We start from the raw sequence: 17274 nt of genomic DNA, 5'->3' as shown, positions 1-17274 counted from the left end.
ACGGACCTGTGACCACCGGCACGCGGACCGGCCGAGCGAGAGCGGCACCACGTCCGGCCTGCCGTGTGGGGGGCGGGTGGGGTGGGGAGTATCGGGGCGTGACGAGCACCCCCAGCACCGACGAGTGGGGCATCGACGCCACCTGGCTCGACGCCCTCGACGAGGAACACCGGGTCGAGCAGGCCACCATCGACCGCCTGCGCGAGGTGATCGGCACCCCGCCGGCCGACCTCGAGGACCGCGCCCCGATCGTCGCCCGCCCCGGTGACGCGCTGGAGGTCGACGAGGCGGAGGTCACCTGCGAGGACGGCTCGTCCCGGCACGTGGACGGCGAGCTCCCCGACGACTTCCCGCTCGGCTACCACTGGCTGCAGGCGCCCGGCGGCCCCCGCCGCCGGCTCATCGTCTCCCCCGGCCGCTGCTGGCTGCCCGCCGAGCGCGCCTGGGGCTGGGCGGTGCAGCTCTACGCCGCCCGGAGCCGCGGCAGCTGGGGGGTCGGCGACCTCGCCGACCTGCGCGCCGTCCGCGAGATGGCCGCCGGCCAGGGCGCCGGATTCGTCCTCATCAACCCCCTGCACGCCGTCGCGCCCACACCGCAGCAGGAGGCCAGCCCCTACCTGCCGGCCACCCGCCGCTTCCGCAACCCGGTCTACCTGCGGGTCGAGGAGGTGCCCGGCGCGGGCGCGGTCGACCTCGGGTCGGACGCCGGCCGGTCCCTGTCCGAGGGCGGCCTGGTCGACCGGGACGCCATCTGGGCGCGCAAGCGCGAGGTGCTGCGGCGGGTCTTCGACGCCACCGGCGACCACGACCCGGCCTTCCCGGACTGGTGGTGGCACCAGGGCCAGCCGCTGCAGGACTGGGCCACCTGGTGCGCGCTGGCCGACGTGCACGGCCCGGACTGGCACACCTGGCCCGCCGAGCTGCGCGACCCGCAGGGCGACGCCGTCGCCGCCTTCGCCGCGGAGCACGAGCGCGACGTGGCGTTCCACGCCTGGCTGCAGTGGTGCCTGAGCCGGCAGCTGGAGCGCGCCACCGAGGGCATGACCGTCATCCAGGACCTGCCCATCGGCGTCGCCGGCGGCGGCGCCGACGCCTGGACGTGGCAGGACGTGCTGGCGCAGGGCGCCACCGTCGGCGCGCCGCCGGACGCGTTCAACTCGCAGGGCCAGGACTGGGGCTCCCCGCCGCTGGTGCCGTGGCAGCTGCGCGCCGCGGACTACGCGCCGTTCGTCGAGTCCATCCGGGCCACCATGGCCGGCGCCGGGGGCCTGCGCATCGACCACGTCATGGGCCTGTTCCGGCTGTGGTGGGTGCCGGCCGGCGAGAGCCCGGCCGACGGCGCCTACGTGCGCTACCCGGCCGAGGACCTGCTCGACATCGTCGCGCTGGAGAGCGCCCGGGCGCAGGCCGTCGTCGTCGGCGAGGACCTGGGCACCGTCGAGGACGGCGTCCGCGAGGCGATGGCCGAGCACGGCATCCTCAGCTACCGGCTGCTGTGGTTCGAGGACGACGACCCCGCCGCGTGGCCGGAGACGGCGATGGCCGCCATCACCACCCACGACCTGCCCACGGTGGCCGGGCTGTGGACCGGCGCGGACCTGGAGGAGCAGCGGGAGCACGGTACCGGGACCGACGAGGAGCTCGAGCGCGGCCGCGGCCAGCTGCTGGAGAAGGTGCCCGGGCTGCCCGCGGACGCCGAGCCGGAGGCCGCCGTCCGGCACGCCCACGAGCTGCTGGCCCGGGCGCCGTCCCTGCTGCTGTCGGCCACCCTGGAGGACGCCGTCGGCGAGCGCCGCCGGCCGAACATGCCCGGCACCACCGACCGGCCCAACTGGTCGCTGCCGCTGCCGGTGCCCGTGGAGGACCTGGCGGGCCACCCGCTGGTGCAGCAGGTGGCCCGGACCCTCGCCGACGGCGTCCGGGGCGGCTGAGGCACCGCCACCACCGGACGCCGTCGGAGGGCAGGGGTCCTCGCTCAGGAGGCGGGGCCCTCCTGCTCGGTCGTGCCGGCGCCGTTGCCGCCGCGCAGCACGTCGTCGCCCGGGGTGCCCACGAGGGTCGGCACCAGGCCGTCGCAGCGCTCCGCCAGGTCGATGCCGAACACGATCGGGTCGTGGTCGCTGGAGCGGTACGGGGTCGGCGCGTACAGGGCCGGGTCGCCGTCGTACTGGTAGGCCCGCGATTCGACCGAGTTGGTGTTCCAGTGCACCAGGTCGGTGACCTTCGCGGTCAGCTCGGCCGTGGCCATCGCGTGGTCCAGCGAGCCGGACACGTCGTTGAAGACGTAGCTGTAGCGGCCCGGGTCGAGCAGCTCGCCGAGGTCGGTGTAGCCGGCCTCACGGAGCACCTCGATCGAGTCCTCCCGGGTGTAGGCGTTGAGGTCGCCCATGACCACCACGTCGGGCTCGGTCCCGCGCAGGCCCTCGGCGAAGGCCGCGAGCGACCGCGCCTGGGCGACCCGGTCGGCGTTGAAGGCGCCCTGCCCGTCGCCGGTGTCGGCGTTCGGGTCGCCGGCGGGCGGCGGGGGGTTGCCCGGGCTCTTGGACTTGAGGTGGTTGGCGATGACGGTGAACGCGTCGCCGTCCTTGGTGAACGTCTGCGCCTGCGGCTCGCGGGCGTTGTCGAAGGCCTCCTCGTCGACCAGGCCGACCGGGTCGCCGACCGGCTGGACGACGTCGTTGCGGTAGACCACCGCGTTGCGGATCACGTCCCGGTCGACGGCGTAGAGCTCGTCGGGCAGCGGCACGGAGCTCCACACGTCGGGCCCCGGGCCGGCGTTCAGCCGGCGCACCAGGTCGGCCAGCGCGGTGTCGGCGTTGCCCGGCGTGAGCCCGGTGGAGTCGGTGTCCTCGATCTCCATCAGGGTGACGACGTCGGCGCCCAGGCCCTGGATCGCGGGCACGATCTTGCCGGCCTGCTCCTCGAACTCGGCGTCGGTGCGGGCGCCGCGGCCGGGCGCGCCCCGGGTGAGGAAGTAGTTGAGCACGTTGAACGCGCCGACCTGCACGTCGCCGCCGACCTCGTCCGGCGCGGCCGGGCGGGTGTCCTGCGGGGCGAACACGCCCTCGGCGGTGCCGTCGGCCGGCTGCAGCCGCCAGGCGGAGAAGCCGTACCCGAGCACGAGCGGCTCGGTGGACGTCAGCTCGTCGCCGACCCGCACGGGCGTGGTGGGCGAGAGGTACGGCCGGGTCGTCACCGACACCCGGGCGCTCCGGCCGTCGTCGAGGGTGATGCGCCGCAGCGCGTTCTCCTCCACCACCCGGGCGGCCTCCGGCGTGCCCGGGCGGGCCAGCTCGGTCGGCTGCACCAGCAGGCCGCCCTCGGAGAGGGTCAGCTCGCCGGAGGAGGTCAGGTCGAAGACCTCGCTGACCGTCAGGGCGTCGGCCGGCTCGACGAGCATGCCCTCGAGCCGCTCGCGGGTGGCGTCGTCGGCCGGCAGGTCCAGCGCGGCGGCGTCGGGGAGGTCCTCCGCCGTGCCGTCCGCGCAGACGGCGACGTCCTCGCGGCTGGTGACCTGCGTCTGGCCGCCGAACTCGGTGGCCTGGCCGGTGACGGCGACGGTGTCGCCGAGGTCGACGGCGACCGGGCTGAACACGAAGACGCCGTCGGAGGTGTCGGCCGCGCCGTCGCCGTCGGGGTCCTGGAGGTGGAAGCCCGAGAAGCCCGGGACGTCGCCGACGACGACGCCGCGGACGGTGACCTCCTCGCCGGTCAGCGGCGTGGTGGCACCCGTGCCCTGGACGGCGCCGATCTCGTGGGTCGGCGCGACCTCGCAGGTGCCCTCCGGCTCCGGGTCCGACGGCAGGGTCGTCCCGCCGCTGTCGACGGCGCCCGCGCTGCTCGGCCCGAGGGCCCACGCGCCGACCGGGTCCTCGGCCGACGCGAAGGCCCGGGACAGCGACTGCCCCTCCGGGACACCGTCCTCCGAGGCGCCGATGTCGGTGCTGGTCAGCCCCTGCGCAGGACCACCGGCCGCGGTGATCCCGCCCTCGTACGACAGGAACTCGAGGACCTCCGTGCCGCGCACCAGCGCCAGCCCGTCCGGTGCGCCGTTCTGCAGCCCGTCCGCGGGGTGGTCGACGACCACCGCCGCCGGCGCGTCGGCCGGGGCGGTGACGACGGGCAGCGCCGGGGCGGCCGGCGTCTCGTAGGGGAGCGAGCCGTTGCCGTCGTGGCGCACCACGGCGAGCCCCTCGGAGCTCGTGCCGGGCGGGAGGGTGACCTCGACGAACTCGCCGGTGTCGTCGCCGGCGTCGTCGTAGTGGACCTCGGAGATGTAGGGCGTCGCCGGGGCGGCCGCGGCGACCGCCGGCAGGCCGACCACCGCCAGGGAGGCGGCGGTGAGGCCGACGGCGGCCCGCGCGGCGGGCAGACCCGGGCGGCCTGAGGGGGAGAACACGAGTGGGGACCTCCGGGATGAGCGGTGGGGACGTCCGGACGCCATGGCGTCGTGTGACCAGCCCGGTGATAGACGGTGACCATTCGATGACACCGCTCTTGTACCCGGCGTGACAGGCGGTCAACCCTCCGTGACCACAGTCGGGGGTGCGGCCGCCGGGCGGGCACGCGACCCAGGTCGAACACGCGTTCGACCCGTGCGACACTCTGCCGGTGGCTGGCGGCATGGTCCCCGGGCGGTCCGGTCGCTCGCTGGGCGAGCGCGCCGCACGGTCGGGCGTGGGCCCGCCGGACCCGCCGTCCGCGCCGCCGCCCGCCACGGATCAGCGCCGGGTCGGCAGCCGCGGCCGGCACTGCTGGGTGCACGACCCGCCCGGAGCACCCGGCGTGTGGCCCGGCCTGCTCGTGGAGTGGCGGCAGGACGAGGACGGCGGCTGGCACGGCCGGGTGTCCTACGCCGTCGCCGGGCCGGGGGACGTGGTGCTCGTCGAGGCGTGGGTGCCCGCCGCCCTCCTCGAACAGCGCTGACCGCCGGTTAGCACCGCCGCCGGGTGGCTATGGCCCGACCGAGGCACCCCTGACCGAGGCACCCCTGACCGAGGCACCCCTGACCGAGGCACCCCCCGACCGAGCGGAGACCCCCGTGAGCGAGCCCGACCGCCCGGACCTCGACGACGTCATCGACCCCACCGAGTCCGCGCCCCGCGACCGTCAGGAGCACGGCGGCGGGTACGCCCGGCCCAACGACGAGGCGCTGCAGCACCGCACCGAGCAGGAGCGGCAGCTGGTCGACTCCGACGACGCCGACCCCGCGGGCGCCGACCCGCACCCCGCCACCGATTGAGGACCACCCTTCCCCCCCACACCCCGCGCGCTCGGCGCGGGACCCTGAAGGGTGGCCGTTCCCTCACGTCGCCGGGGGACGTCGCCTGCTGGGTGCTCAAGTCGACCCGCCCGCCGGAGCTGATCGACCCCACCTGGCCGGCCGGTGGCGCGCGGGAGCTCGATCGCTGCGTCCGGCGGTCCTACCGGCTGGCGCTGGTGCGGCCCGGCCAGCCCTGCCTGCTGTGGGTCAGCGGCCGCACCGAGCCCGGCGTGCACGCGCTGGGTGAGGTGACCGGCGAGGCCGGGGAGGGTGCCGGCGGCCCCGCGCTCACCGTGCGGCTGACCCGGCTGCCCTCCCCCGTCGCCCGCGCCGACCTGCTGGCCGACCCCGCCGCCCGGGACGCCGAGGTGCTGCGCATGCCCGCCGGCAGCAACCCCTCCTGGCTCACCGGGGACCAGTACGCCGCCGTCCTCGCGCACCTGCCCGCCGGCGCGCTGGGACCATGGCGGGCGTGACACCCACCCGCCTCCGCTGGGGCACGGTCGCCTGGCTGCTGACCCTGCAGTTCTTCGTCGTCGAGACCGTCGCGCAGCGGTACAGCGGCGGCACGCACGACCGCGCCGACGACGTCATCAGCGAGCTCGGCGCCTCCGACGCCGCGGCGCCGGTGCTCATGAACGCCTCGTTCGTCGTCCAGGGGCTGCTCATCGGCGCGGGTGCGGTCCTGCTCCGCCCGGCGCTGGCCGGCCGCGGCGGGCGGCTGGCCTCCGCCTTCCTCACCGCCGCCGCGGTCGGGGTGGTCCTCGTCGGCCTCTTCCCCCTCGACGGGCAGGAGGACCTGCACCAGGCCGGCGCCGGGCTGCACCTGGTCGGCGGCGGGCTGGCCCTGCTGGCCATGGCCTACGCCCTCCGCCCGCGCTCGGAGGCCCTCGGCACGGTGCTGGCGCTGCTCGGCCTGCTGAGCACGGCGATGACCGTCTTCTTCGCCCTGGCGGTCACCTCGCTGCTGGGCGAGGGCGGGACCGAGCGGGCCGCGGCGTACCCGATCCCGGTCGGGCTGGCGGTCGCCGGCGCGGGGCTGTGGTGGCTGACCCGGCGCCCGCAGGCCCGGCGGGGGCCGTCCCGGCGCGAGCTGCGCGCCCGGGAGCGCGCCGAGCGGGCCGAACGCGACCGCGAGCGGGACGCCGCCCTGGAGGCCGCCGCCGCGCCCCGGGCCGCCCAGCCGCAGGCCGGGCCGGCCGACCCGGACGACGACTTCGACCCCGAGGACCCCTGGGCGCGCAGCCGCCGCCGCGGCTGAGAGCCGGGCGCGAGCCCCTCCCGGGACGCGCGTCGGCGGAGGACGATGCCGCCATGACCGCACCCGACTCCGGTGCCCGGAGGCTGCGCGTCCTGGTCGGCTACGACGGTTCACCCAGCTCGGTGAACGCGATCGAGGCGGCCGCCACGCTCCTGCCCTCGGTCACCGCGACGATCCTGCACCTGTGGGAACCCCCGTTCACCTCCCCCGAGCTGCGGCACCGCGTCTTCGACCGCGCCGCGAACCCCGAGGCCCTCGGCCGGCTCATCGAGAGCGAGGGCCGCGCGGAGGCCGAGCGCCTGACCGGCAACGGCGCCAAGCTGGCCCGCGCCGGCGGGTGGGAGGCCGAGCCGCTGGTCAAGCGCACCTTCGGCGGCGACGGCTACCAGTTCGCCCGCACCGCCGAGGAGCTCGACGCCGACCTCGTCGTCGTCGGCTCCCGGGGCCTCGGCGGCATGCGGGCCTCGATCGGCAGCGTGTCCGAGCTGGTGGTCCCTGCCAGCCCGGTGCCGGTGCTCGTCGTCCCGTACCCGATGACCACCCTCGAGTGGGCCGCCGCGGAGTCCGGGCCGGTGGTCGTCGGCACCGACGGCTCGCCGCCGGCCCAGCGGGCGCTCGCCGCGGCCACCGAGCTGTTCCCGCACCGGAGGCGGCTGCTGCTCGCCGTCGAGGAGCCGGGCGTCTCCCCCGCCCCCTCCGCCGTCGAGGGCACCGAGTCGGTCACCGTCCCGTGCACCGGGCGGGCCGGCCGGCCGCGGGCGACCGCGACCACGCTGGCCGACGAGGCCACCCGCCGCCGCGCGGCGGTCCTCGTCGTCGGCAGCCGGGGCCGCGGCGGCGCCCGGGAGGCCCTCGTCGGGCACGTGGCCCGCGCGCTGCTGCACTGCGCGCACCGCCCGGTGCTGGTCGTCCCGTCCCGCGCGGGCTGAGCCGCGGCCCGGTCCGGGCTCAGGGCACCGGACCGCGGGGGCCGGGCGCCGGCGGCGTCACGGCGCCGCCCGGGCGCGGCGGCGCAGCTCGAGCGCGGCCGCGAGGGCGGCGTCGACGCGGGCGCGGTCACCGGGCTCGAGCAGGTCCGGCTGCAGCCCGCGCACCCACCCGCAGGGCCACGTCGCCGTCCCGGCGGCGTCCTCCGGCGACGGGCCGAGGCAGGGAGGTCGCCGCCCAGCCGGCCTGCCGGACGTGGTCGACCACCGCGTCCAGCACGGCCGCCCACCCCGCCCCGCGTGCCGGAGGGTCCGCCCGTCACCTTCCTCCACCATGTGGTGAGCGCACCCCGTGGTGAGCGCACCGCGTGGTGAGGACACCTGACGGTGCTCAGGCCGGGGCGGCCACCCGCTCGCGCCGGCGGGACAGCGCGACGCCGCCCAGGCAGACCACGCCGCCGAGGACGGCGAGGGCCGGGGGCACCTCGCCGAGCACCAGCCAGCCCAGCAGCACGACCAGCGGCGGGACGAGGTGGGTGGTGACGCCCAGCCGGCCGGCGTCGGTCCGCGCCAGCGAGTAGGCCCAGGTGCTGAACGCCAGCGCGGTCGGCACCACGCCGAGGTAGAGCAGGCCGGCGACCGACGCGGACGGCGCCGCGCCCAGCTCGCTCACCAGCGCCCCGGCCCAGGGCAGGCAGCACAGCGCACCGACCGCGCACGCGACGGCGGTGACCTGCAGCGGCGGCAGGCGGCGCAGCACCGGCTTCTGCGCCACGACGCCGACGGCGTAGGTGACGGCGGCGGCCAGGCAGAGCAGCACGCCCACGACGTCGGTGCCGGCCCCGCGGGTGGCCAGGCCGATGAGCAGCACCCCGCCGAAGGCGACCGCGAGACCGGCGACCAGCCACCGCGGGAACCCCTCGCCGAGCCAGAACCCGGCGAGGACGGCGATGAGGACGGGGCCGACGTTGACCAGCATCGCCGTCGTCCCGGCGTCCAGGTACCGCTCGGCCGCGTTGAGCGCCACGTTGTAGACGCCGAACCAGCCCACCCCGCAGACGGCGAGCAGCGCCCACTCGCGGCGGGTGGGCGCCACCCACGGCCGCCGGGCCCCGGCCACGAGCACGGCGAGCACCGCGGTACCCACCAGCAGCCGGCCGAGGGCCAGCGCGCCCGGGGACAGGTCGGCGCCCACCGCCCGGATCGCGACGAACGCCGAGGCCCAGGCCAGCACGGTGAAGGCGACGGCGGCGAGCACGGGGAGGGCGGAGGGGCGCACACCGCGACCGTAGGTCGGTCCCCGGCCGGTCACCGGCGGCTCCCGGACGTCGTCCTCCCCGCCGCGGATCCCGGCAGCGGCCCCCTGCAGGGTCCCGTCGCGAGCCTGCGAGCGGTGGGGGCAGGGGGTCCTCCTTCAGGTGCGCAGGTGCTCGGCGTAGGTCCGCGTCCCGCGGGCCCCCCGGGTGGGCAGCGCGGCGCCGTCGCGGACCGCCGCCGACAGCCGGCCCGGCACCGGGGTGGCCACCACCCGGGTGCCCGGCTCGCGGGCGGCCGCCCAGGCCCGCGCGGCGTCCGCGGCGGTGAGCTCCTGCGGCCCGCCGTACTCCACGACGTCGCCGGCGGGTGGACCGGCCGCGATCTGGGCGGTGTGCGCGGCGGCCTCGGCGACGTCGACCGGCTGCACCCGCCAGCCCATCGGCACCGGCAGCACCGGGCCGCGCCGGGCGGTGGCCAGCAGCTCGTCGAGGAGGTCGTGGAACTGGGTGATGCGCAGCAGGGTCACCGGCAGCCCGGAGGCCAGGAGCACCTGCTCGGCGGCGAACTTGGCGTGGTAGTAGCCGTAGGGGATGCGGTCGACGCCGACGATCGACACGTAGACCAGGTGCCGCAGCCGGTCCCGGTCGACCGCCTGCACCAGCCGCCGGGTGCCGGCGACGTCGGCCTGCCAGGGGTCGCCGCGCGGGTCGCTGGCCGCGTGCACGACCACCTCCGCCCCGGCCACTGCGGGGAACAGGTCGCGGCCGGTCGCCAGGTCGCCGCGGACCCCGCCCGGGCCGGTCCCCCGCCGCGACATCTGCCGCACCCGGTGGCCGCCGCCCTGCAGCTGCTCGGCCACCCGCCGTCCCAGCCGCCCGGTCCCACCCGTCACGAGCACGTCCATGCCCGCAGTCTGGTCCGGCCGGGCCGCCCCGGCACGGCATGCCGGACCGGTCCGTCGCGGAGTGGCGGGTGCCGGGGCATCTCACATGCGAGATACGGTGTCGGCCCGTGACGGCCACCTCTCCGCCCTCCCCCACCACCGAGGCCCCCGCGCCGGACGCCGGCAGCGGCACCCCCAGCGCCATGCACCGCATCGGGATGCTCGTCCGCGACGCCCGCCGGCACCGCGGGCTGACCCAGCAGCAGCTGGCCGAGCGGCTGGGCACCAGCCAGAGCGCGGTCGCCCGCATCGAGCAGGGCGGGCAGAACCTCACCCTGGAGCTGCTCGGCCGGCTGTCCGAGGCGCTGGAGCGCGAGCTGTTCAGCGTCGGCCCGGCCGGGCCCACCCACCTGCGGGTCACCGGCGGCACCCCGCTGCGCGGCAGCGTCGTCGTCAAGTCCTCGAAGAACGCCGCGGTCGCGCTGCTCTGCGCCGCGCTGCTCAACCGCGGCCGGACGACGCTGCGCAACGTGGCCCGCATCGTCGAGGTGGACCGGATCCTCGACGTGCTGCGCTCCATCGGCGTCTCCGCCACCTGGGACGACGCCGGCCGCGACCTCACCCTCGTCGTCCCCGACGAGCTCGACCTGGCCGGCATCGACGCCGACGCCGCCCGCCGCACCCGCAGCATCATCATGTTCCTCGGCCCGCTGCTGCACCGGGCCCCGGTGTTCGACCTGCCCTACGCCGGCGGCTGCGACCTGGGCACCCGCACGGTCGAGCCGCACATGATCGCGCTGCGGCCCTTCGGGCTGGAGGTGGAGGCCCGCGGCGGGCGTTACCACGCCGCGGTCACCACGCCGGGCACCGCCGACCGCACCATCGTGCTGACCGAGCGGGGCGACACCGTCACCGAGAACGCGCTGCTGGCCGCGGCGCGCACCGACGGGACGACGACCATCCGCAACGCCAGCTCCAACTACATGGTCCAGGACCTCTGCCTGTACCTGCAGCTGCTCGGCGTCGGCGTGGAGGGGCTGGGCACCACCACCCTCGTCGTGCGCGGCCGGCCGGTCATCGAGGCCGACGTCGACTACACGATCAGCGAGGACCCGGTCGAGGCGATGAGCCTGCTGACCGCCGGCATCGTCACCGACTCCGAGCTGACCGTGTGCCGCGCGCCGATCGAGTTCCTGGAGATCGAGCTGGCCACCCTCGCCGAGATGGGGCTGCGCTACACGCTGTCCCCGGAGTACCTGGCCGACAACGGGCACACCCGGCTGGTCGACGTCACGATCTCCCCGTCCCGGCTCAAGGCGCCGATCGACAAGGTCCACCCGATGCCGTTCCCGGGCCTGAACATCGACAACCTGCCGTTCTTCGCCGTCATCGCGGCCGCGGCCACCGGCTCGACGCTGATCCACGACTGGGTGTACGACAACCGGGCCATCCACCTGTCCGACCTCACCCGGCTGGGCGCCGACGTCCGGCTGCTGGACCCGCACCGGGTGCTGGTGAGCGGCCCGACGCACTGGTCCAGCGCCGAGGTCGTCTGCCCGCCGGCGCTGCGCCCCGCGGTGTGCATCCTGCTGGCGATGCTCGCGGCCAAGGGCACGTCTGTGCTGCGCAACGTCGACATCATCGCCCGCGGCTACGAGCAGCTCTACGAGCGGCTGGTGGAGATGGGCGCCCGGATCGAGGTCTTCCACGACTGAAGAACGGCCCTCCTGCCCCCCACCCCTCGCTGTCGCTCGGGGCGGGCCCCTGCAGGAGGGCCGTTCCAGCGCGTTCCCGTTCAGCGCTCCTGGTCGGTGGGGCGCACCAGCACCTCGTTGACCGCGACGTGCGGCGGCTGGCTGACCACGTAGAGCACCGCCCGGGCGATGTCCTCGGCCTGCAGCGGGCGCATGCCGGCCACCGTCTCCCGGATGGCGGCCTTGGCCTCGGGCTGGGTGATGTGGTCGGTCAGCTCGGTGGCCACCGCGCCCGGCTCGACCAGCGAGACCCGCACGCCCGCCGTCGTCACCTCCTGGCGCAGCGACTCGCTGAACGCGTTCACCGCCCACTTGCTGGCGTTGTAGACCCCGGCGCCCCTGCGGGCGGTGCGCCCGGCGACGCTGGAGACGTTCACCACGTCGCCGGACCCCTGCTCGACCATCCCGTCGATCGCCGCGTGGGTCATGTACATCAGGCCGAGGACGTTGGTGGACACCATCCGCCGCCAGTCCTCGGTGTCGGCGCCGACGACCGTGCCGAGCAGCATCACCCCGGCGTTGTTGACCAGGACGTCGAGACCCCCGAGCTCCTGGCGGGTCCGGGCGACCGCGTCGCGGCAGGCCGCCTCGTCGGTGACGTCGAGGTCCAGCGCCAGCACCCCGGCGCCGGCGTCCCGCAGCTTCGCGGACAGGGCGTCGAGCCGGTCGCGGCGGCGGGCGCCGATCGCGACGGCGGCGCCGGCCTCGGCCAGGGCGACGGCGGTCGCCTCCCCGATCCCCGACGACGCGCCGGTGACCAGCGCGACCTTCCCGGACAGCGGACGGGCGACCTCGGTCATGCGGTTCCTCCTCGCGCGGCCACCCGGTGCGGCCGCCGCCCCCAGCCTGGCCGACGGCGGGGTCCCCGGCAGCGCGGGGGCTCAGGCCGGGGGCAGCAGGACGCCGAAGCCGCGCACGGCCAGCCGCACCAGCACCGGCCCGCCGCGCAGCAGGTCGTCGACCCGGGCCGCCGCGGCCGCCTCCAGGTCGGCCAGCCGGCGCGCGTGGGCCTCCGGCCCGCGCCGGCGGGCGGCGTCCAGCTGCCCGGCGTTGGCCCACACCTTGCGCCGGGACTCGCGCAGGAACGCCCGGCTGGCGGCGCGGTTGACCGGGGCCAGGGCCCGGTCCAGCCGGGTGCGCCGGCCCCCGGCGCGGTGCAGCTCGGCGTCCTCGGCGGCGACCCGGGAGGCGAGCACCCGGTCGATCCGCTCGTGGTCGCGGCGGCGCAGGTCCCACGCCGCCGGGTCGTCGAACTCGGCGGGCGGGATCACCCGGACCAGGGACTGCGGCAGGTCGTAGTTGATGTGCGCGTTCATGCCGAGCAGCACGTGCGCCTCCGGTGGGAGGTCCGCCCGCGCGCCGAGGGCCAGCTGCCACGGCCGGGGCGCCGACGCCGGGTCGCGCCGGTGGGCGGCGAGCGCGTCGAGGTAGAGGTCGGCGAAGTCGACGTCCCACTCCTCGACCCACGCCGGGTCCTCGAAGGCACCCGCGTCGATCGCCGCACCGACCGCCACGGTGGTGCGCAGGTACACGCCGTGGAAGAAGCGGGCGGGGTCGCCGTCGGCCTCCAGGCCGGCCAGCCCCTCCTCCATGCGGGCCACCAGCTTGGCGACGTCCGAACCCATGCCCGGCATGGTGCCCGGACCGCTCAGCGGGTCGCACCTCCGGGCGCGGGGACCACGGCGGGCATGCCGGTCAGCTCCCCCGACACCGCCCACAGCCGCCGGGCTGGGATCTGCAGCTCGGAGCCGTCCTCGGTGCGGCCCTCACACCAGCGCGTCGAGGCCGTCGTCCGGGGGCAGCGGCGTCCCGGCGTCCACCGGCGGGCGGTGCGGCTGGTCCAGGCCGCGCATCCGGGCCGCGTGCAGCGCCAGCAGCAGGTTCAGCCGCAGGGTCGGGTCGGTGGTGAAGGGCCCGAGCAGCCGCTCCAGCTTGCCGATCCGGTAGCGCATCGTGTTGTAGTGGAAGTGCAGCCGCCGGGCGGACTCCGCGACGTTGAGGTTGGTCTCCAGCAGCACCCGCAGGGTCTCGCGGAGGTCCGCGGAGTCGGGGTCGGCGGCGTCGGCGAGGGTGCCCAGCACCTCGTCGACGTAGGTGCGCAGCTCGGTGCTGTCCGGGATGAGCGACAGCAGCCGGAAGACGCCGAGCTGGTCGAAGTGGGTGACCGCCTGCGTCCCGTGGATCTCCTGGCCGACGCCGAGGGCCCGGGACGCCTGCTGGTGGGCCTCGCCGAGCGCGGACAGGGCGCCGGCCGGCCGCCCGATGCCGGTGCCCAGCACCCGCCCGACGCGGCGCACCCGCGCGTTCACCCGCCCGGTCACCGCGGTCACCAGCGAGGTGATCTCCTCCGGCGTCCGCCCGTCCAGGGGCAGCAGGGTGACGATCTCGGTGGACAGCCCGGCCACCGCGGCGCCGGACACCTCGGCCTCCAGGGCCGCCCGCCAGCCGTCGGCCAGCCGGTCGAGGACGTCGAGGGCACGGGTGGGGTCGGCCTGCGGGTCGGCGGCGGTCTCCGTGGCGGTCACCAGGACGGCGACCGGCCCGTCCAGCCGCCAGCCGAAGGACCGGGTCTGGGCCAGCGCCCGCTCGGTGTGCCGCAGCGCCCCGGCGACCAGCCGGCGCACCAGGTCGCCCTGGAAGCGCAGCTCCACCGAGTGCACGGCCTGCTGGCGGATGACCGACAGCGCCGAGACCACCGCGGCCCGCTCCAGCACCGCGCCGGCGCCGACCAGCATCGGCCCGCGCCGGTGGACGGCGACCAGCCAGCCGTGCCGCTGGTCGCCGGCCATGACCGGGGCGACCGCGTACTCCCCCACCCCGCCGGGCAGCTCGTGGTGGCCGGGGACGAGCAGGATGCCGTCGGCCGGGGACAGGTCGGCGTCGGCGAGCACGTCGGCCGGGGTGACCACGGCCTGGTCGGCCCGCAGGCCCGACAGCCGCCGGGACGGCGCCATCATGGCCATCTCGTCCTCGGCCTCGGCGTCCAGCAGCCACAGCCAGTCGCTGATCTCCGCGACGTCGGCAGGCGGGCCGGCGCTGGTGACGATCTCCCGGTCCGGTCCCAGGCCCAGGACGGCGACCCCGTCGAGCGACACCGCCAGCTGCGCGGTGACCTCGGCCAGCCCGCCGCCGCTGAGGGCGACGTCGATGAACTGGTCGTGCATGCGGTTGGAGAGCGCCAGCGCCTCGCTCTGCCGGTCGACGACGGCGCCGAGCACCTCGGAGACCACCTCACCCATCCGCACGGTGGCCGGCAGGACCAGCACCGGCAGCCCGCGGCGGTCGGCCTCGGCGAGCACGTCGGCGGGCACCGGCGAGGGCCCCTCGGCCTGGCGGTGGGCCAGCGCCGCGGTGCCCATGGACTCCAGCCGCTCGACGAGGGCGCGGTAGTTGGCCGGGTCGGCCGGGGGCAGCCGCCCGCCGAGGACGACGAGGACGTCCGGGCCCGCGACCGCCAGGGGGTCGGCGGGGTCGTCGACGACCACGTAGCGGACGACGCGGTCCAGGCCGCCACTGCCGGCCACCACCTCCGTCCCGGCCAGGCCGGGCAGGCGCAGCGCCTCGGCCAGGGTCAGGCCCATGCGCTCCTGCCAGGTGGGCCGTGCGCCGCGGCTCTCGGTCACCGGTGCCTCCGCTGCGGACAGGTGACCCCAGGACGGGGTCGTCCCCTCACCCAGCGTGGGGACGACGAGGGAGGCTTCACCCTGGGTCACGCCATCCACCTTCTCAGTTGCTGTCGACCACGACCAGAGGGCGGCACCCTGTCATCACTGCCCGGACGCGGCACCCCATTCTTGGCGAGATCCGCCATACTTGGGCGTGCGACGCGCCGCATAGGTTCGAGACCCGGTCGTTCTCCGCCCGGTGGATGGTAGGCCGGTTCCCCGCCGAGGGGGCCGTCCGACCTCTCCAGCGGGTGGACCGGGCCCGGGCGGGGGGCCTCGAGCCGACGGGCGCCTCCCGTGGTCTCCCAGCGTGAAGAGGTCGCCATGCGCACCATCGACGAGACCGCCGGGCCGGGCGGCAGCCGCCCCGGGGACCGGACGTCCCCGGGCGTCCACGCCGCACGGTCCGCACTCCCCACCATCCCGCTGCCGCGCGAGTCCGCCCAGGCCACCGCGCGCACCGCCCCGGTCGCCCGTGCCGCCACCGCCGTGCCCGCCTCGGCGAGCACCGGTGTCGCCGCGCTGCTGCGCGGCCCGGTCCGCCCGGCGCGCGTGCTGCTGAGCGTCCCGGCGGCCGTCTACCTGCACGTGCCCACCGACCGCGGGGGTGACGTCGTCGGGGTGCTCACCAGCGACGCGGCCCGGCTCCCGCTGGCCTGCCTGCTCTTCCGGCCGAGCAACGGCCGCCCGCTGGTCGCCCTGCCGCCGGACGCGGCGGCCGAGGTCGGCGGCGGGCGGATCGTCGTCGGCGACCTCGCCGTGAGCGCCGCTGCCTGGTGGGACCCGCGCCCGCGGCTGCCCCGCCCGCGTCCGGCCCTGCTGCCCGAGGGGGTGCGTCTGCTGCGCAACGCCCTCTACGGCGAGGGAGTGCCGCACAGCGCGTTCACCCTGCCCGGCCTGCCGGCCGGTCCCGGTGGGCCGCTGGCCGCGCTGCGGGGCGCCGTCCGCCGGGCCGACCTCGACGCCGCGCTGCGCACCGCCACCCGGCTGATCGGCCTGGGACCGGGGCTCACCCCGGCCGGGGACGACGTCATGGCCGGGACGATGGCCGGCCTGGTGCTCCTGGGCCACCCGGCCGCCGAGCGCTTCTCCGCCGCGGTGACCGCGCTGGCCGCCGGCCGCACGACGGAGCTGTCGCGGGCCCTGCTGCGGCACGCAGCGGCCGGCCGGGTGAGCGCCGAGTACGCGGCGGTGCTGCACGGGCTGGTCGGCGAGCGGCCGCTGGCGCCGGCCATCGCCGGGCTGCTGTCCACCGGTGCCACCAGCGGCCGGGCCATGGCGCTGGGCATGTGCACCGCGATCGACCTGGTGGAGCGCACCACCCGCCGCTGACCTCCCGGCCAGGTGCCTCGCGCGCGCGGGAGGCACCTGGCTCGGCGGCTCCCGGCCGACCGGGTCAGAGCCTGCAGGCGTGGATGCTCGTGACGAGGATCGCGCGGGCGCCGAGCTCCCAGAGGTCGTCCATCACCCGGTTGGTGTCGCCCTGGGCGACCATCGCGCGCACCGCCGACCAGCCCGGCGTCTGCAGCGGGCTGACCGTCGGGCCCTCCAGGCCGGGGGTGAGCGCGGTCGCCTTCTCCAGCAGCTCGTTGGGGCAGTCGTAGTCGAGCATCACGTACTGCCGGGCGACCAGGACCCCGCGCAGCCGGCGGCGCAGCTGGGCGACGGCCGGGATCTCCTCGGCCCCGGCCCGGCGCACCAGGATGGCCTCGCTGCTGAGCACCGGCTCGCCGATGATGTGCAGCCCGGCCGCGCGCAGCGTCGTCCCGGTCTCCACCACGTCGCAGACGGCGTCGGCGACCCCGAGCCGGCAGGCGGTCTCCACCGCGCCGTCGAGCTTGACCACCTCGGCCGGGATGGCGCGCTCGTCGAGGTGGCGCTGCAGCACCACCGGGTAGGCGGTGGCGATCCGCTTGCCGGCGAGCTCCTCGACGCTGCCGATGCCGGACTCCACCGGCGCGGCGAAGCGGAAGGAGCTCCGGCCGAAGCCCAGCGGCATGACCTCCACCGCGGCCGCGCCCTCACCGCCGGGCGGGGCGGTCTCCAGCAGCATGTCCCGGCCGGTGATGCCGACGTCCAGGGTGCCGGCGGCGACGTAGACGGCGATGTCGCGGGGGCGCAGGTAGAAGAACTCGGTGTCGTTGTCCGGGTCGTAGACGGCGAGGTCCTTGGTGCTGCGCCGCTGCCGGTAGCCGCTCTCGGTGAGCATCTCGGCGGCCGGCTCGCTCAGGACCCCCTTGTTGGGCACGGCGATGCGCAGCACGG

General features: G+C 76.8%; 15 protein-coding genes. 8 read left to right on the top strand and 7 right to left on the bottom strand.

Annotated features, from left to right (window positions below):
- The first annotated feature begins 98 nt into the window (after window positions 1-98).
- Window positions 99-1931, top strand: coding sequence for a 4-alpha-glucanotransferase (malQ, locus tag CHB98_RS11225; RefSeq protein WP_089305644.1), 1833 nt, complete (start codon window positions 99-101; stop codon window positions 1929-1931).
- A 44-nt stretch (window positions 1932-1975) separates the two neighbouring features.
- Here the strand turns inward: malQ and CHB98_RS11220 are convergent, their stop codons facing one another.
- Window positions 1976-4399: an ExeM/NucH family extracellular endonuclease gene (locus CHB98_RS11220; RefSeq protein WP_245821079.1), complete on the bottom strand. Its 2424-nt coding sequence runs from the start codon at window positions 4397-4399 to the stop codon at window positions 1976-1978.
- Between the two features lie 212 nt (window positions 4400-4611).
- On the opposite strand from CHB98_RS11220, the gene CHB98_RS11215 reads away from it, so the two are divergent.
- From CHB98_RS11215 to CHB98_RS11195, 5 genes are all read left to right on the top strand, one after another.
- Window positions 4612-4926 carry a hypothetical protein gene (locus CHB98_RS11215; RefSeq protein ID WP_245821078.1) on the top strand — a complete coding sequence of 105 codons (315 nt, stop codon included), beginning with the start codon at window positions 4612-4614 and terminating at the stop codon, window positions 4924-4926.
- 115 nt (window positions 4927-5041) lie between these two features.
- Entirely contained in the window at window positions 5042-5242 is a 201-nt protein-coding gene (locus tag CHB98_RS11210; RefSeq protein WP_089305643.1) for a hypothetical protein, read from the top strand.
- A gap of 92 nt (window positions 5243-5334) precedes the next feature.
- Window positions 5335-5739 carry a hypothetical protein gene (locus tag CHB98_RS11205; protein ID WP_245821077.1) on the top strand — a complete coding sequence of 135 codons (405 nt, stop codon included), beginning with the start codon at window positions 5335-5337 and terminating at the stop codon, window positions 5737-5739.
- The gene (locus CHB98_RS11200) at window positions 5727-6524 is read left to right on the top strand and encodes a DUF998 domain-containing protein (RefSeq protein ID WP_089305642.1); all 798 of its coding nucleotides are present in this window, start codon (window positions 5727-5729) and stop codon (window positions 6522-6524) included. The genes CHB98_RS11205 and CHB98_RS11200 overlap by 13 nt, the downstream gene beginning before the upstream one ends.
- A 53-nt stretch (window positions 6525-6577) precedes the next feature.
- On the top strand, window positions 6578-7453 hold the full coding sequence (locus CHB98_RS11195) for a universal stress protein (protein ID WP_089305641.1): 876 nt from the start codon (window positions 6578-6580) through the stop codon (window positions 7451-7453).
- Between the two features lie 388 nt (window positions 7454-7841).
- Here CHB98_RS11195 and CHB98_RS11190 read toward each other — a convergent pair whose 3' ends face one another.
- Both CHB98_RS11190 and CHB98_RS11185 read right to left on the bottom strand, forming a co-directional pair.
- On the bottom strand, window positions 7842-8729 hold the full coding sequence (locus tag CHB98_RS11190; protein WP_089305734.1) for a DMT family transporter: 888 nt from the start codon (window positions 8727-8729) through the stop codon (window positions 7842-7844).
- A 135-nt stretch (window positions 8730-8864) separates the two neighbouring features.
- On the bottom strand, window positions 8865-9611 hold the full coding sequence (locus CHB98_RS11185) for an SDR family oxidoreductase (RefSeq protein WP_089305640.1): 747 nt from the start codon (window positions 9609-9611) through the stop codon (window positions 8865-8867).
- A gap of 107 nt (window positions 9612-9718) precedes the next feature.
- On the opposite strand from CHB98_RS11185, the gene CHB98_RS11180 reads away from it, so the two are divergent.
- Window positions 9719-11305, top strand: coding sequence for a helix-turn-helix domain-containing protein (locus tag CHB98_RS11180; protein WP_245821076.1), 1587 nt, complete (start codon window positions 9719-9721; stop codon window positions 11303-11305).
- An 80-nt stretch (window positions 11306-11385) separates the two neighbouring features.
- Here CHB98_RS11180 and CHB98_RS11175 read toward each other — a convergent pair whose 3' ends face one another.
- From CHB98_RS11175 to CHB98_RS11165, 3 genes are all read right to left on the bottom strand, one after another.
- Window positions 11386-12144, bottom strand: coding sequence for an SDR family NAD(P)-dependent oxidoreductase (locus tag CHB98_RS11175; RefSeq protein ID WP_089305639.1), 759 nt, complete (start codon window positions 12142-12144; stop codon window positions 11386-11388).
- 81 nt (window positions 12145-12225) lie between these two features.
- Window positions 12226-12969, bottom strand: coding sequence for a DUF5995 family protein (locus CHB98_RS11170; protein WP_089305638.1), 744 nt, complete (start codon window positions 12967-12969; stop codon window positions 12226-12228).
- Between the two features lie 141 nt (window positions 12970-13110).
- Complete coding sequence (locus CHB98_RS11165; protein WP_245821075.1) at window positions 13111-15057, bottom strand: helix-turn-helix domain-containing protein; 1947 nt, start codon at window positions 15055-15057, stop codon at window positions 13111-13113.
- Between the two features lie 276 nt (window positions 15058-15333).
- Between CHB98_RS11165 and CHB98_RS11160 the strand changes: the two genes are divergently transcribed.
- Window positions 15334-16341, top strand: a complete 1008-nt coding sequence (locus tag CHB98_RS11160; protein ID WP_089305636.1) for an oxamate carbamoyltransferase subunit AllH family protein — start codon at window positions 15334-15336, stop codon at window positions 16339-16341.
- 64 nt (window positions 16342-16405) lie between these two features.
- Here the strand turns inward: CHB98_RS11160 and hisG are convergent, their stop codons facing one another.
- On the bottom strand, window positions 16406-17272 hold the full coding sequence (gene hisG, locus CHB98_RS11155; RefSeq protein WP_089305635.1) for an ATP phosphoribosyltransferase: 867 nt from the start codon (window positions 17270-17272) through the stop codon (window positions 16406-16408).
- Window positions 17273-17274 lie beyond the last annotated feature (2 nt).

Origin of the sequence: Geodermatophilus pulveris (assembly GCF_900188375.1) — a bacterium.
Taxonomy (GTDB): domain Bacteria; phylum Actinomycetota; class Actinomycetes; order Mycobacteriales; family Geodermatophilaceae; genus Geodermatophilus; species Geodermatophilus pulveris.
Note: the sequence above shows the minus strand (reverse complement) of the source record. Positions and strands in the feature narration are given on the sequence as shown.